Here is a 13,685-nt window from a genome sequence, read left to right as displayed (position 1 = left end):
TTTCATGCTATTTGGGGTGATAATATATATTTTCGGTACTTTGACCTTAATGCTGCACAAATAGTAAGGATACGAATGTCTGTTAAACAGCGCTTAGCGCAAAAAACAAAGCAGTGGATTCATTCTAAACATATGCTTAAAAGCATCACGTTCGCGTCGTTCTTAGAGTCAACTATAGTGCCTGTGCCATTAGAAGCGTTATTAGTGCCTTTAATGCAGGCTAGACGAGAAAAAATTTGGTCTATTGCGCTCTTTGCCACACTCGGTTGTATGCTCGGCGCGCTATTTGGCTATGCGCTGGGTTATTATCTTTTTGATATGTTGGGTGAGTGGATAATTAACTCATTCTCAAGCCCAGAGCAGTTTCAAGAGATAAAACTGCAAATGCAGGAAAAGGGATTTTGGTTTGTGCTCACCCTAGGCATTGTCCCCATACCATTTCAAATAGCTATGTTGGCAGCCGGTGCCACGCATTATTCGCTCACTCTCTTTATTCTGGCAACAGCCATTGCACGTGCTATCCGTTATTTTGGGTTGGCGGTGCTTGTTTATTTTGTGGGTAATCGTGCGGAACAACTCATCAGAAAACACAAAGTAAAAGCCATGGTGGGAATAAGCATTGTTGTGGTTGGCTTGTGGTGGTTATTTCATTAATTCACAGCGGCGCTAACGAGGGTATCGTCATTCTCAACAAGTTGGTTTCTACCGCTGTTTTTAGCAATGTACAAGCCTTTGTCTGCTTGCATCAACATGTGTTTGATATCTTTGCATGCTTGCGGTTGGCAGTTTACGCCAATACTGATGCTTAGCGGAATAACACTGTCTTGCCAACGGAAGTTGCTCTCAAAAACACTGGCACGTAAACGCTGACCTACCTTAATAGCTGTTTCGTGATCTGTGTTAGTGAGGATCACCGCAAATTCCTCACCGCCTATACGTGCAGCAATGTCTGAGCTACGCACATGATCACCAATTTTTTTACTCACCCATTTTAGCGCCGCATCTCCAGCTTCATGGCCAAAGTTGTCGTTTACGCGCTTAAAGTAATCGACATCTATCATCATCACCGCAATCGGCTGCTGCTTTTCAATACATTGGTTGATAGATTGCTCACCAAAGGTAAAGAAAGCACGGCGATTATATAAATTGGTTAGGGCATCGAAATTGGCAAGATTTATTAAATGAGCTTCTGAGCGAGTGAAATAAAGCATGGGAAACACAAGTGCAGTGCACGTAGCGAGGACTAAATGAATCACCAGAATAACCTCGAGAATTTGACTGCTTTGTGGAGTCGCTTCTTGGTTCAATATCGACAGTAAGTATCCTGCTTGAGCGAGCATGAGTGCGCTGTGTACTGCGAATAACGCTGCCAAGGTCAATATATAGTGGTTTTTTAACGTTCTAGGCTTTAAAAGGTGGTAGCTCGTTTGTGCAAACAAGCCTGCGACCAGAGTACTGGTCACCAACTGAGATAAAGTCAGAAATGGCGACAGTGACACCAGCAGCACACAGCTGCCTGCAAACAAATATTTAAGATGTGGGTAACGTTGCTCAGGAGATAAGTGCCACAGTACACCACTGAGCGCGAGTATGGGTGCGCCAACGATTAAGACATCGGCAAAAGTGTGAGTGAGCAATGTCCAATCAACCACTACACGCAGACTAGCAACGACCTCTGCGAGCGCAAACACTAAACACGATAAGCCCCAGTAGAGAAAGCTTCGCTGTCGTCGCTGCGAATAAATCGATAACAAGAAACACCCAATAAAGAGATTCAACAGGGTGGATATGCCAATCAGGGTTGGAAGATGAATCATAAAGCCGCAATAGTTAATTAACTAGCCCTAGTCTAGCTCAGCATGGGGGATGTGCAATTGAACCAAAGTGTGAAAATTGATAATAGTTGGTGATAAAAACGTAAGTTTAGCGTTTTTTACAGAGGTGCATATTTGAATTTGTTGTAACCTATTGATTATATTTAATATTAAATCTTGGTCTGGACATTGCTTTAATAGTGATGGATTTATTAAGGAGAATAATTATGACAGTGGCAGCGAAGGATAGACCTCTTGAGGTGGTGAAAGAAGAGGTTATCGATCAACTTATTTTAAATTATAGTCATGGCGAATTATCGGCCGATGCGTTTGAGCGCCGATTAGACAACGCCTATGAGTGTAAAGATCAAGAGCAACTCGTAGCACTAGTGGCAGATTTACCCCTGCAATCGGATCCGCGTTATCAAAGTGAAAAAGCGGCGCGCTTTCGTCCTCAATACACCCACAGCGACCAAGCTGAGGCAGATTTAAAAATCACCACTATTTTGAGTTCAGACCAACGCAGCGGTGATTGGGTGGTACCAAAACACATTAATCTTACTAACGTATTAGGCAGTATGGAGCTGGATTTCAGCAATGCTATTTTTACCCACCCGGAAGTGCACATTCATGTAAATTGCTATTTAGCCAGTCATGAGATTTACGTGCCGCAAAATGTCGATGTGATTACACAAGTCACCAATATTATCGGCTCAATTGAAAACAAGCGCGTTGCATTAGGACCACGCACTAATGATGTGCAACGCCCCAAAATTATTATCCATGGTCGTATTGTGCTTGGTAGCGTGGAGATTAGCGTGAAGCGCACACTCAAAGAAAAGTTGAAAACATTCGCCCAAAGCATGCGCGAATTATTCGACGATCCAAAAGGTGGTGGCAAACACTATTAGTCGCAACCGCTGAGCTGTCCACGTATAATTGCCCACTCATTCACAAAGTGGGCAATTATGAGTTTAGATAGTAAAGTATTTGTCGTGGGGTTACCACGCACTGGAACAACAAGTGTGTGTGTTGCCGCTATTAATGCGGGCATTCCTACAGCACATACCGCCTATACACAGCAATGCTTTGAACAAGCACAGTTTATTGCTGACACTCCCTGTTTTAGTCACTACCCACACTTGGCAAAGCGATTTGCTGACAGCCGTTTCATTTTATTGCAAAGAGATAAGCAGTCTTGGCTTGCTTCTGTGCAACAGTTGTTGCTGCGCATGCAAAAGAACTTGCTGTGCGAACAGGGCGGCTTTAGCCCTTTATTAAAGCAAAGCTATGGCGACATTTTTGCACCTCTCAATGAGCAATCTATATTAGACTCGCGGCATTTGAGTGCTTGTTATGACAAACATCAGCAGGCAGTTATGGCGCTTTTCGCTAATGAGCCACAGCGCTTATTGACGATTGATGTGAGCAACCCTGCAGATTACCAACGATTTTGCGCTTTCTTAAATATTAAAGCCAACGCCGATGGTTTCGCCCACCTCAATAAAGGCAACAAAGTGATGGCATGGCGTGAAGTGCAAAGCCCACTAAAAGTTTCCTCTACGCGCAATGGTAAGGTCGATAACCTTGATAGCTGGTGGATAGAATAGGGCATGCTTCCCGAAACATGTTGGTTTACAGCGAAATGTTACACAGACTGGCATCAAAGTGCTTGCCCCAGTACAATAGCGCCAATTTCAGCACTTATTGAATCCCATGTTTGAATTAGAATTTGCAACTCCAAATGAATGGACTGAAGCGGTATTAGCCGACTTCGATACTTTTTTACAGGATCATGCCGCAGCAGAAAAGAAAGCGTCAGGCATGGCTTTGTCGATGCTGTCTCATTACCCAGATAAACGCAAACTGGTGAAGGCGATGACAGATCTAGCCCTTGAAGAGATGATTCACTTTAAGCAGGTGGTAAAATTGCTTAGCGAACGTGACGTAAATTTAGGGGATGACAAAAAAGACCCGTATGTGAACCAGTTGCGTGGTATGTTCCGCCACGGCAAAGAGGTGTTCATGATGGACCGATTACTTGTCGCTGCCGTTATCGAAGCGCGTGGTCACGAGCGTTTTGCTCTTATCGCAGAGGCGTTACCGACAGGGAAAGATAAAGAGTTTTATACAGCCATTACGAAGTCGGAAGAAAAGCATAAGAACTTGTTTGTAGAGCTTGCTTACGAGTATTTCGACAAAGACGAAGTGGATGCACGTTTAGCAGAGGTGATTAGACGTGAAGCGCAAATTTGCGCATCGTTGCCAAATCGCGCGGCATTGCACTAGTTAATGTAAAAAAAGGGGAAGCCGATTAGCTTCCCCTTTTTTCGCTTAAAGCTGATGGGCTTTGGCTAAACCACGCAGCTTGAAACCAAGCCAACACAGAATCAATCCAAAGATCAGCGCATACAGTGCGACCAACCAAAGCATGGCGATGATACCTTGTCCTGGGTTCACCATGAGATACACACCAAAAATCACCGATAAAACACCGCTGATTAAGATAAGCATCGACCCTTGAATATGTTTCGAAAGCTGAATCGCGGCTATCACTTCCATAACGCCAATGGCGATAGCCCAAAAGGCAATCAAGTAAAGCATGACCAAGGCGGTAAGCTGCGGCATTGTGACGGTGATTATCGCCGCAATGACACCCAAGGCTCCGGCAATCAGTGTGGTGTACCAATATTTTGACGTCGACTTTTGTTTGAACGCTAACCAAATACGTGAGATACCATCAAACAAAAAAGAAGGCCGCAAACACGAATATTAACGCACCTATGGTTGCTTCGGGTAAAAACCAAGCAACCGCTGCAAAGATGATTGCGATGATGCCCTGCATCATAAATACCGGCCATTGGCTTGGTATCGAAGTGTTAATCGCCATTCCATGCTTCCTTATTTAATCAAGGTTATTTAACGTTCTTATAAACTTGTCCCGCTTTCATGACAAAGTCAACGTTTTCCAACACACTGACATCATCAAGTGGGTCACCATCCACGGCAATAATATCGGCTGCGTAGTTTGGCTTAACTTGACCAAGGGTATCTTGTGCTTTTAATAACTGTGCCGCATTAATAGTCGCACTTTGGATTGCTTGTAGTGGCGTCATGCCATATTCAACCATGCGTGAAAACTGCTTAGCGTTATCACCGTGTGGGTATATCGCCGCGTCTGTACCGAACACCATATTCAAGCCCGCATCTACAGCGCGGCTAAAACTTTCACGTTGACGCTTAGATACCTGTCGCTCTTTGTTGAGGTTTTCTTCTGCAACACCATTTTGTTCACCAAACGCAAGTGTGTATTCAGTGTTGTAGATATCCATGGAGAGCCATGTGCCGTGTTTTTTCGCTAGCTTGATGCCTTCATCGTCGATGAAAGAAACATGCTCAACACTGTCTACGCCTGCTACGATAGCTGCTTTAATGCCACTCGTACCGTGAGCATGAGCTGCGACCGTTAATCCACGCATATGTGCTTCGTCAACGAGGGCATTCATTTCTTCTTGCGAATACTGTTGCACGCCAACTTTGGTGCCTTTTGAAAACACCCCGCCCGTAGCACAGAACTTTATCACGTTGGCACCGTACTTGATGTTCTCACGCACTTTTGCACGCACAGCCCATGGGCCATCGGCCACGCCTTCTGCACGGTAATCAAGTTCAGGTGGTACTCGGTTGTTATCACAGTGACCACCGGTTACGCCAAGTGATGGTCCCGCAGCCCAAATACGCGGCCCAGGGACATCACCCGCGTTAATACCATCACGCAAGGCAATAACGCTGTAACCTGTCGCGCCCACATTTCTCAAAGTGGTGAAACCAGCAAGTAACGTTTGGTTGGCAAAGTAAGCTGCTTTAATTGCTTTGCGAGGTGCGGATTGGGTAAAACGCTCAGAACGCGGAACGCGAGGGTCTGAAGTGAGATGCACGTGCATATCCATTAAACCAGGAAGCAAGGTCTTATCGCCTAAATCAATGACCTCATCGTCTGTATTGAGTGTAGCTGGCAGACGCTTATCTATACTGGTGATGACACCATCATTGATACTAACAACCACATCTTTAACAATTTTTCCGGATGATACATCCAGCATCTTGTCGGCTTTTACATAGGTCGCGCTGTGAGCAGGGTTCATAAGCGCTAAAAGTGCGCAGCTGATCAGCGTATAAGCAGGCTTAAACATAAGATTCTCTGTTTTATTAGTGAGAGATTCAATCTAGCAAGTGACTGCTTTTGTGGCAATTTTAAACGATAAAGCGTGAGCTTTTTGCGCTAGCTGGCTATGCTAGGAATTGTTCCCAATAATAATGAGTCAAAAATGATCACCCGCATTACCTTTGTTATTTTTTGCTTAGTTTGTTCATTAAGCATTTGCGCTCAACCTAAAGTCACCGTGAAGGAGTTACTGCAGCAGGAGCAATCTCAGGAAGAAACCCAACGAGAAGCACAAGCAACGCCTCAAGAACGAGTTACACATACCGTGGTTGCTCGCTCCCAAGATTTAGATGACGCCATGCCAATGGATGAGTTCAATCGCGGTACGCCAAGAAGCTCAATGCAAGCTTACCTCAATGCTGCACGCAAAGAGGATTATGAAATGGCGAGCAATTACCTAGACTTTCGCAATGTGAGCGATGAGGTCCTAGCGTTTGGCAAACCTCAGTTGGCAGAAATATTTTACCTTGTGCTGGACAGAACATTGTGGGTAGAAGTTGAAACCCTCAGTGCACACCCAAAAGGTAAGAAGGAAGATTTCCTGCCCAGCTACCGAGACTTTGTAGGTGAGATTAAAACGAGCCAAGGGCCAGTACAAATCTTAATGCAACGTGTGCCTGCTCAGCAGAGCGGTTCATACATATGGAAGATTTCCAATGCCACAGTGGCGCATATTCCTTTATTAAAAGAAGAATACGGCTATTCAGAGTTTGGAACTTGGTTGTATAAGAACTTGCCACATAACTCGTTTTTGGGCGTGAAGTTATGGCAGTGGGTATATTACAGTATTAACTTCCTTCTTTATTTACTCATCGCATTAGTGATCACCCAATTGCTTCGTTGGCTTTTGGTTAAGATCAACCCAGTCGCCAGTGATGAAGCAAAAGGTTTAATCACCGGACCTCTATGTTTCTTATTGGCGGTTGCATTGGCTCGTAACTTTGCCTCAGACGCGAACTCGACTCTGGCCACCAAAGCGGTGTTTGATGGTGCAACACTACTCATTGTTGCGTGGACTTGGTTCTTTGTTCGTGTAATCGATGTTGCTCGATATCGATACGGGCTGCGTTTGCAGCAGCGCGGCAACGACCAAGCTGTGTATTTACTTCGCCCGCTGGGCAATGTTTTAAAAATTACGCTGGTTGTCCTGGCTTTGTTTATGTGGCTCGATAATTTAGGTTTTAGCGTCACAACACTTGTGGCCGGCCTTGGTATAGGCGGTATTGCCATTGCGTTAGCAGCGCAAAAGTCGGTGGAAAATATTATCGGTGCCATTACCTTGTATACGTCTGCACCCGTAAAAGTGGGACAGTTATGTCGATTTGGTAATGATGTTGGCACAGTCGAAGAAATAGGTTTAAGGGCGACACGTATTCGTACACTTAACCGCTCGGTAATCCATGTACCTAATGCCCATTTTGTAGACATGGAGCTTGAAAATATCTCGGAGCGAGAACGCATAGCGTATCGTCCTGAGTTTGTTCTCGATGGTCAAACCGATAGTCAGCAAGTGGAATCCTTTAAAGTCCAATTTTTGCAATTACTCAACGATCAAGACGATATCTCGAGTGCACCATGTCGTGTTCGATTTGTCGGGTTCGTGCCTCGTGGCCTGCAAATAGAAGTGTTGGCCTATTTGGAAACGACGGATTTTGCCACTTATGTTGCACGCAGTGACGAGTTAAATTTAAAAGCATTGAGTTTAATGCAACAATTGGGCGTAAAATTGGCACCCCCAGAACACGTGTAACGGGATAGATGCATTCTTATTTTTGGTGAACAAAACCATAGAGGGTCAATAGGTTACCCTTTATGTTTTTTTGTTATTGGCGTATCGCGAAATAATATAAATAAGCTATGCTTATTTTTTATGCGAAAGGACAAATGTCCTTATTTGCTAATAAAATGCATTAAAATTCTCAAATGTGCAGAGAATTGCGGTTAAATGTTGCAAAAAAATGAAATAAAAATGAAGTAAAAGCCTTTTTAACTGCTATACTTCGCAACCGTAATGTTCAGCCTTTTATTTGTGTTTGTACTCTCCGATTTAAGGTCCGCGTGGAAGCGCGAAAAATTGAACATTGTGCCAGGTGATAGGGCGCTACATATCTACCGTTGAACAAAAGAGTACAATTTAAGGGTCAAATTCGACATGAAAGCGATGAAACGTACTGCGATTGCTAACCTAATCAAAGCAACGCTGTTCTCTGCTGCTGCAGGTACTGCATTCACATCTACTGCTGCTGAACAACAAGGTCCAGCTGCAAAAGACAACTCTCTAGAAGTAATTCAAATCACAGCTCGTAAACGCGTTGAAAACGCACAGGAAGTTCCTGTTGCGGCTTCAGCTGTACAGGGCGACAACCTAGAAGCATACAGCTCAGCTGGTATGGACATCCGTTTCTTAAACGCGAAAATTCCAAGCTTGACTGTAGAATCTTCATTCGGTCGTACTTTCCCACGTTTTTACGTACGTGGCCTAGGTAACGCTGATTTTGATTTGAACGCATCTCAACCTGTTTCACTCGTAGTAGACGACATTGTACAGGAAAGCCCAATTCTTAAAGGCTTCCCAGTATTCGATGTTGCTCGCATCGAAGTATTACGTGGCCCGCAAGGCACGCTATTTGGTCGTAACACCCCTGCGGGTCTTGTAAAAATTGACTCAGCTCGTCCTACTCAAGAGCTAGAGGGCTATGCAGCTGCTTCTTACGGTTCGTTCAACTCAATCGATTTTGAAGGTGCTGTAAGTACAGGTCTTACAGACGACCTTTCTGCACGTGTTTCTGTACTTCGCCAACAACGCGATAATTACATCGATAACCGTGCACCAAATAATTTCATTGATGATGCAACTGGTGGTTACCAAGAAACTGCGGCTCGCGTTCAGTTCTTGTATGAGAAAGACGCATTCAGTGCATTATTCAACTATCACACACGTGACCTAAATGGTAAGCCAATCGTATTCCACGCGAACGCGATTGAAACAGGAACAAACAACGCTCGTCCGGGTTTTGATCCTGAAGTGACTTACCACGACACAATTCAATTCTCTACTCAAAATGTAGAGAGCCAAGGTGCAAGTCTGACATTAGAGTTTGACCTTGAGAACCACACATTAACGTCAATCACTGGCTGGGAAAGCGCTGAGATCTTCTCTCGTGCGGACGTAGACGGTGGTTTCGGTTGTGGTAACGATTTTGTTCCTGGATGTCCTACAGACGAGATGGGCCCTGGCTTCATTTTCCTTGCGTCTGAAACTGCAGATGCATTGCCTGAGCACGACCAGATCACTCAAGAAATTCGTTTAGCAAGTAACTTTGCAAGCGACTTCAACTACCAAGTAGGTGCTTTCTATTACAGCGAAGAGCAAGTAATTGAAACATACGGTTGGGATGGCCTAGGTTTTGAATTCCCAATCGGTTATGTTCGCCAAGATCAAGACACAACAGCGTGGGCTGTTTTCGCGTCAGGTGAGTACCAACTAACTGACAAGCTTGAGCTTTCTGCTGGTCTTCGTTACTCAAACGATGAGCGTGATTTCACGGCATCTCGCTATGCGAACAAAGGCGACACAGTCGCTAACTTGACTAAGTCTGTATCTCCAGATGATAGCCACGTTTCTTGGGACCTAGCGCTTGCTTATAAATACAGCGATGATATTAACCTATTTGCTCGTGCAGCGAACGGTTTCCGTGCTCCAAGTGTTCAAGGTCGTATCCTATTCGGTGATGAAGTAACTGTTGCTGATTCAGAAACTATCAACTCAATCGAAGCGGGTATTAAATCAGACGTTCTTGACGGCCGCGGTCGTATTAACGCAACTGTTTTCTACTACCAAATGGATGACCAACAACTTACCGCTGTAGGTGGTGATTCAGGTAACTTCGCACGACTTCTTAATGCTGATAAAACAGTAGGTTACGGCCTAGAAGTAGACACTGAATGGGTATTGACTGACAATATCGATGCAATGTTTAACTTCAGCTACAACAACACAGAACTACAAGACGATACCTTGTTCTCTCCTGGTTGTTTTGCATGTACAGTGACTGACCCTCTTACTGAAAAGGGTTACAGCCTAGACGGTAACAGCCTTCCACACGCACCAGAGTGGATTGCTAACTTCACTCTTCGTTACACAGCAGAGCTAGGTGACGGTGAGTTCTATGCTTACACTGATTGGTCATACCGTAGCGAAATTGACTTCTTCCTATATGAGTCAGTTGAGTTTGAAGGTGAAGCGTTGTTTGAAGGCGGTCTACGTACTGGTTATAAATGGTACCAAGGCGGCAACGAGTTTGAAGTAGCAGCATTTGCTCGTAACATCACAGATGAGCGTGTATTCATCGGTGGTGTAGATTTCAGTAACAATACTGCAATCGTAAACGAACCTCGTTTCTTCGGCGCAGAGTTCAAAGTGAACTTCTTCTAAGTCGAATATAGACACTAAAAACCCGCCCATGTGGCGGGTTTTTTCATTTATATCAGCGTGTCGAGCTGATAAAGTACCACTTTGTTATTTTGCGAGAGCACAAGCATGTCAGGATTTTGGAATTACCGCGTAATTTTAGCGGAAGAGCAGGGCAAAGAGCCGCTTTATCAAATTCATGAAGTTGAATACACAGCCAATGGCCGCGTAAGCAACTGGTCAGAAACAGGTGCAGCACCTTTTGGTCGTAATCTAGAAGAGCTACAAGCAGATGCAGAGCGTCTAAAAAGTGCCTTTGATAAGCCAGTGCTTAAAGTTGAACGTCAAGCGAGAGGCTATGAATTAGTCGAGATTGACACGGGCGAACCAGCAACTGCTGAGCCACCAACAGCTGCTCAATAGTAAATAAAAGGCGCCCATTGTGGCGCTTTTTTTGTAGGGGAATGAGGATGATTAAAAAAACGCTGCTATTTGATTTTGATGGCACTTTAGTCGACTCGGAAGTCATTCACTTTCGTTGTTGGCAGGAAGTTTTGACGCCTTTTGGCGTCTTTTTTGATGAAGAACGGTTTTGCCAGCTCTACTCGGGAAAGCCGACATTGGCATCCGCGTATGATGTAGTCGCGAAGCACAATTTGAATGCCAACCCCGAGACATTGGCGCAGCAAAAAAATGCCTTGTTCGCTAAGGTGGTAAAAGATGAATTACCACCACTGATGCCGCATGCCAAAGATGTACTGTATGCAGCAAAAGCAGCTGGATTTACACTGGCGTTAGTCACTGGCAGCACAAGGGATGAGGTAACCCCTATTCTTGAGGGCTATGGCTTTACCGACTTGTTTGAGACTGTGGTGTGCAAAGATGATGTGGTCAACCCCAAGCCGCATCCTGAACCCTATCTGTTGGCACTCAGTCGCTTGGGTGTGGATGCGCGTCATGGCGTTGCATTGGAAGATACCAGTACAGGCTCTCGTTCTGCCAAAGATGCTGGGTTATGTGTTTATGCTATTCCGAATAAATACACTCTGGCGCAAGACTTTGCCCATGTTGATGAAAAATATGATGATTTGCTGCAAATGTACACACAGCTCACAAAAACCTAAATCAGGAACTAAACTGTAGGTAAGAGCTTAAACATAAGGATGTGTCGATGCGCTTACCAACAGTTATCTATCTGCTATTTTTGAGTACCTTTACCCTTGCCAACGTGCCGGACATTGAGCGGGCCACAGTGCTTGAAGGAGATGTGAATCTTAGTCTCTATCTCGTATCAGAAAAGCTCGATGGCGTTCGTGCTACATGGTTGCAAGGTCGTCTTATCACCCGCGGGGGCAAAGAGATTAAGCCACCATCGTGGTTTACTTTGCATTGGCCGCAAGAGCGACTAGACGGAGAGCTGTTTGCTGGACGCGGACAGTTCAACATAGTCACCTCTACTGTGCTTGATAACGAACCTGATGAATCTATGTGGCGTAAAATACGTTTCATGGTATTTGATGCGCCTTCATCACAACCATTTCGTGAGCGTTACAGGCACTATAAAGGCATCATCGCTGATTGCGACTCACCGTATTTGTTCGCGGTTGAACAGCGCCAACTCCAAACTCAAGCCGATTTGACCGCTTGGTTAGATGACGTTGTTGCACATGGTGGCGAAGGGCTGATGTTGCATCTCGCTGATGCCAGTTTTACTGGCGGCAGTGATAACAACCTAATTAAATTAAAGCCGTTTATGGACGCAGAGGCGGTGGTAGAGGGTTATCAACCAGGCAAAGGTAAGTATTTAGGGAAAATGGGCGCACTTATAGTAGTGAATGAGCAGGGGAGGCGGTTTAAAATCGGCACAGGTTTTAGTGATGCACAGCGGGAAAATCCCCCTGCGATTGGCAGTACTATTACTTATTCCTACCATGGATATACCCGCAAGGGCTTACCCCGATTTGCCTCATTTATGCACGTTCGGGGTGCGGAAACCCAAGACCCTAAAGATTAATGCTGCGCTCGGCTAGGTACTTGTCGTAGTCCGGTAAATTTCTCGGCAGCTCTGCTTCCATATAGCTCGAAGCGAGTAACATGTCTGCGGTTGCTTCATTACAGGCCACCGGAATATTCCATACGGCAGCAAGGCGAAGCAGGGCTTTAACATCTGGGTCGTGGGGTTGAGACGATAGCGGATCCCAGAAAAAAACCAGCATGTGTATTTGGTGCTCAGCAATTTTTGCCCCAAGTTGTTGATCGCCTCCCATTGGACCGCTGAGTAGCTTTATAACCTCAAGGCCGGTATCTCTTTCGATGCGAAGACCCGTTGTACCTGTGCCATAGAGCGTGTGCTGTGCCAAACAGGCTTTGTGTCTGTTACACCAATCGATCAGTGCTTGCTTCTTGCCATCATGTGCTACCAAGGCGATAGTTTTATGCGCTGGCAAAGGTTGGTCTTTGTGTTCCATAATCCTGTTTCTGTTATCTCTTTTGTATTACTTATAACAATAGGTTGATGGCCAACGCAATAAAAATAGCGCCTGTGAGACGGTCAATCCACAATTGTGCGCTCGGGTGTCGTTTAAAGTAATTAGCAATTTTGTCGCCAAAATAGATATAGGTGCAGTCAATCGGGAACGCCAAAATAGGATAAAGAAGACCAAAAATAGCGAGCTGCATTGTTGTCGAAGTGCTCAGTGTTGGATCAACGAATTGGGGGATAAAGGCGATGAAAAATAACGCAACTTTGGGATTGAGTACTTCAGTCATCATGGCTTGAAACAAGGGGCTTTGCTTTTTGAGCGAAACATGAGGTTTGTCATCACATTCCTGGGCGTTGGCTTGTTGCCACGTTTGCCATAGGGTCATGACGCCCAAATAAGCAAGATAGATAGCACCTAGGTATTGCACAATGGCATAGGCGGTAGGAGAGGTTTTCAGCAGTGCCGATAATCCAACCACTGCAAAAATAGTATGCACAACCCCGCCCAATGCGAAGCCAATCGCACAATGAAGACCTGCTTTTCGTCCATTAGCGAATGTTTGCGCCATCAAAAATGCGTTCGAAGGGCCCGGCCCCACGGCGATTAAAAAGCTAGCGCCGAGGAATGAAAGGAGTAATTCAGGGTTGAGCATGGAGACTTGGGTTGGCTATCAAATTTGGCGCACAGAGTAGCACCTTGTGATTGAACAATAAAGGTGGGCATTAGCAATGAAAAAGCGGGCAAAGAGCCCG

General features: G+C 45.1%; 15 protein-coding genes. 9 read left to right on the top strand and 6 right to left on the bottom strand.

Annotated elements, in window-relative coordinates; all coding sequences use genetic code 11:
- Positions 1-75 precede the first annotated feature (75 nt).
- Complete coding sequence (locus tag ACH19P_RS12300) at positions 76-654, top strand: YqaA family protein (protein ID WP_462158815.1); 579 nt, start codon at positions 76-78, stop codon at positions 652-654.
- Here the strand turns inward: ACH19P_RS12300 and ACH19P_RS12295 are convergent.
- On the bottom strand, positions 651-1,691 hold the full coding sequence (locus tag ACH19P_RS12295; RefSeq protein WP_462158814.1) for a GGDEF domain-containing protein: 1,041 nt from the start codon (positions 1,689-1,691) through the stop codon (positions 651-653). The genes ACH19P_RS12300 and ACH19P_RS12295 overlap by 4 nt on opposite strands.
- 350 nt (positions 1,692-2,041) lie before the next feature.
- On the opposite strand from ACH19P_RS12295, the gene ACH19P_RS12290 reads away from it, so the two are divergent.
- The 3 genes from ACH19P_RS12290 to ACH19P_RS12280 all read left to right on the top strand — a co-directional run bounded on the left by ACH19P_RS12290 (position 2,042) and on the right by ACH19P_RS12280 (position 4,103).
- Positions 2,042-2,725: a DUF1707 SHOCT-like domain-containing protein gene (locus ACH19P_RS12290; RefSeq protein ID WP_462158813.1), complete on the top strand. Its 684-nt coding sequence runs from the start codon at positions 2,042-2,044 to the stop codon at positions 2,723-2,725.
- 57 nt (positions 2,726-2,782) lie between these two features.
- Positions 2,783-3,424, top strand: coding sequence for a sulfotransferase (locus tag ACH19P_RS12285; protein ID WP_462158812.1), 642 nt, complete (start codon positions 2,783-2,785; stop codon positions 3,422-3,424).
- A gap of 106 nt (positions 3,425-3,530) precedes the next feature.
- On the top strand, positions 3,531-4,103 hold the full coding sequence (locus ACH19P_RS12280) for a MiaE family protein (RefSeq protein WP_462158811.1): 573 nt from the start codon (positions 3,531-3,533) through the stop codon (positions 4,101-4,103).
- Positions 4,104-4,148: 45 nt separating this feature from the next.
- Here ACH19P_RS12280 and ACH19P_RS12275 read toward each other — a convergent pair whose 3' ends face one another.
- The 3 genes from ACH19P_RS12275 to ACH19P_RS12265 are packed head-to-tail and all read right to left on the bottom strand — an operon-like array spanning position 4,149 to position 6,007.
- Positions 4,149-4,577: an HdeD family acid-resistance protein gene (locus ACH19P_RS12275; RefSeq protein WP_462158810.1), complete on the bottom strand. Its 429-nt coding sequence runs from the start codon at positions 4,575-4,577 to the stop codon at positions 4,149-4,151.
- On the bottom strand, positions 4,555-4,704 hold the full coding sequence (locus ACH19P_RS12270; RefSeq protein WP_462158809.1) for a hypothetical protein: 150 nt from the start codon (positions 4,702-4,704) through the stop codon (positions 4,555-4,557). Before ACH19P_RS12270 ends, ACH19P_RS12275 begins: the two co-directional genes overlap by 23 nt.
- 25 nt (positions 4,705-4,729) lie before the next feature.
- Positions 4,730-6,007, bottom strand: a complete 1,278-nt coding sequence (locus ACH19P_RS12265) for a Xaa-Pro dipeptidase (protein WP_462158808.1) — start codon at positions 6,005-6,007, stop codon at positions 4,730-4,732.
- Between the two features lie 135 nt (positions 6,008-6,142).
- Between ACH19P_RS12265 and ACH19P_RS12260 the strand changes: the two genes are divergently transcribed.
- The 5 genes from ACH19P_RS12260 to ACH19P_RS12240 all read left to right on the top strand — a co-directional run bounded on the left by ACH19P_RS12260 (position 6,143) and on the right by ACH19P_RS12240 (position 12,464).
- The gene (locus ACH19P_RS12260) at positions 6,143-7,789 is read left to right on the top strand and encodes a mechanosensitive ion channel family protein (RefSeq protein WP_462158807.1); all 1,647 of its coding nucleotides are present in this window, start codon (positions 6,143-6,145) and stop codon (positions 7,787-7,789) included.
- Between the two features lie 402 nt (positions 7,790-8,191).
- Positions 8,192-10,474 (top strand): TonB-dependent receptor, encoded by a 2,283-nt coding sequence (locus ACH19P_RS12255; RefSeq protein WP_462158806.1) that lies wholly within the window; start codon positions 8,192-8,194, stop codon positions 10,472-10,474.
- A gap of 105 nt (positions 10,475-10,579) precedes the next feature.
- The gene (locus ACH19P_RS12250; protein WP_347392602.1) at positions 10,580-10,873 is read left to right on the top strand and encodes a hypothetical protein; all 294 of its coding nucleotides are present in this window, start codon (positions 10,580-10,582) and stop codon (positions 10,871-10,873) included.
- A gap of 47 nt (positions 10,874-10,920) precedes the next feature.
- Complete coding sequence (locus tag ACH19P_RS12245) at positions 10,921-11,574, top strand: HAD family hydrolase (protein WP_462158805.1); 654 nt, start codon at positions 10,921-10,923, stop codon at positions 11,572-11,574.
- A gap of 47 nt (positions 11,575-11,621) precedes the next feature.
- Positions 11,622-12,464: a DNA ligase gene (locus ACH19P_RS12240; RefSeq protein WP_462158804.1), complete on the top strand. Its 843-nt coding sequence runs from the start codon at positions 11,622-11,624 to the stop codon at positions 12,462-12,464.
- On the opposite strand, the gene ACH19P_RS12235 is transcribed toward ACH19P_RS12240, so the two are convergent.
- Both ACH19P_RS12235 and ACH19P_RS12230 read right to left on the bottom strand, forming a co-directional pair.
- Positions 12,454-12,918 (bottom strand): methylglyoxal synthase, encoded by a 465-nt coding sequence (locus ACH19P_RS12235; protein WP_462158803.1) that lies wholly within the window; start codon positions 12,916-12,918, stop codon positions 12,454-12,456. The two genes, ACH19P_RS12240 and ACH19P_RS12235, sit on opposite strands and share 11 nt — an antisense overlap.
- Before the next feature lie 31 nt (positions 12,919-12,949).
- Entirely contained in the window at positions 12,950-13,585 is a 636-nt protein-coding gene (locus tag ACH19P_RS12230) for a LysE family translocator (protein WP_462158802.1), read from the bottom strand.
- Between the last annotated feature and the right edge of the window lie 100 nt (positions 13,586-13,685).

The organism is Pseudoalteromonas sp. GB56 (genome assembly GCF_054923835.1).
Note: the sequence above shows the minus strand (reverse complement) of the source record. Positions and strands in the feature narration are given on the sequence as shown.

Bases quoted from the DNA above. Each gene is read 5' to 3' on its own strand.
- ACH19P_RS12300 (WP_462158815.1), top strand. From the start codon at position 76: ATGTCTGTTAAACAGCGCTTAGCGCAAAAAACAAAGCAGTGGATTCAT.
- ACH19P_RS12290 (WP_462158813.1), top strand. From the start codon at position 2,042: ATGACAGTGGCAGCGAAGGATAGACCTCTTGAGGTGGTGAAAGAAGAG.
- ACH19P_RS12285 (WP_462158812.1), top strand. From the start codon at position 2,783: ATGAGTTTAGATAGTAAAGTATTTGTCGTGGGGTTACCACGCACTGGA.
- ACH19P_RS12280 (WP_462158811.1), top strand. From the start codon at position 3,531: ATGTTTGAATTAGAATTTGCAACTCCAAATGAATGGACTGAAGCGGTA.
- ACH19P_RS12270 (WP_462158809.1), bottom strand. From the start codon at position 4,704: ATGGCGATTAACACTTCGATACCAAGCCAATGGCCGGTATTTATGATG.
- ACH19P_RS12265 (WP_462158808.1), bottom strand. From the start codon at position 6,007: ATGTTTAAGCCTGCTTATACGCTGATCAGCTGCGCACTTTTAGCGCTT.
- ACH19P_RS12260 (WP_462158807.1), top strand. From the start codon at position 6,143: ATGATCACCCGCATTACCTTTGTTATTTTTTGCTTAGTTTGTTCATTA.
- ACH19P_RS12255 (WP_462158806.1), top strand. From the start codon at position 8,192: ATGAAAGCGATGAAACGTACTGCGATTGCTAACCTAATCAAAGCAACG.
- ACH19P_RS12250 (WP_347392602.1), top strand. From the start codon at position 10,580: ATGTCAGGATTTTGGAATTACCGCGTAATTTTAGCGGAAGAGCAGGGC.
- ACH19P_RS12245 (WP_462158805.1), top strand. From the start codon at position 10,921: ATGATTAAAAAAACGCTGCTATTTGATTTTGATGGCACTTTAGTCGAC.
- ACH19P_RS12240 (WP_462158804.1), top strand. From the start codon at position 11,622: ATGCGCTTACCAACAGTTATCTATCTGCTATTTTTGAGTACCTTTACC.
- ACH19P_RS12235 (WP_462158803.1), bottom strand. From the start codon at position 12,918: ATGGAACACAAAGACCAACCTTTGCCAGCGCATAAAACTATCGCCTTG.
- ACH19P_RS12230 (WP_462158802.1), bottom strand. From the start codon at position 13,585: ATGCTCAACCCTGAATTACTCCTTTCATTCCTCGGCGCTAGCTTTTTA.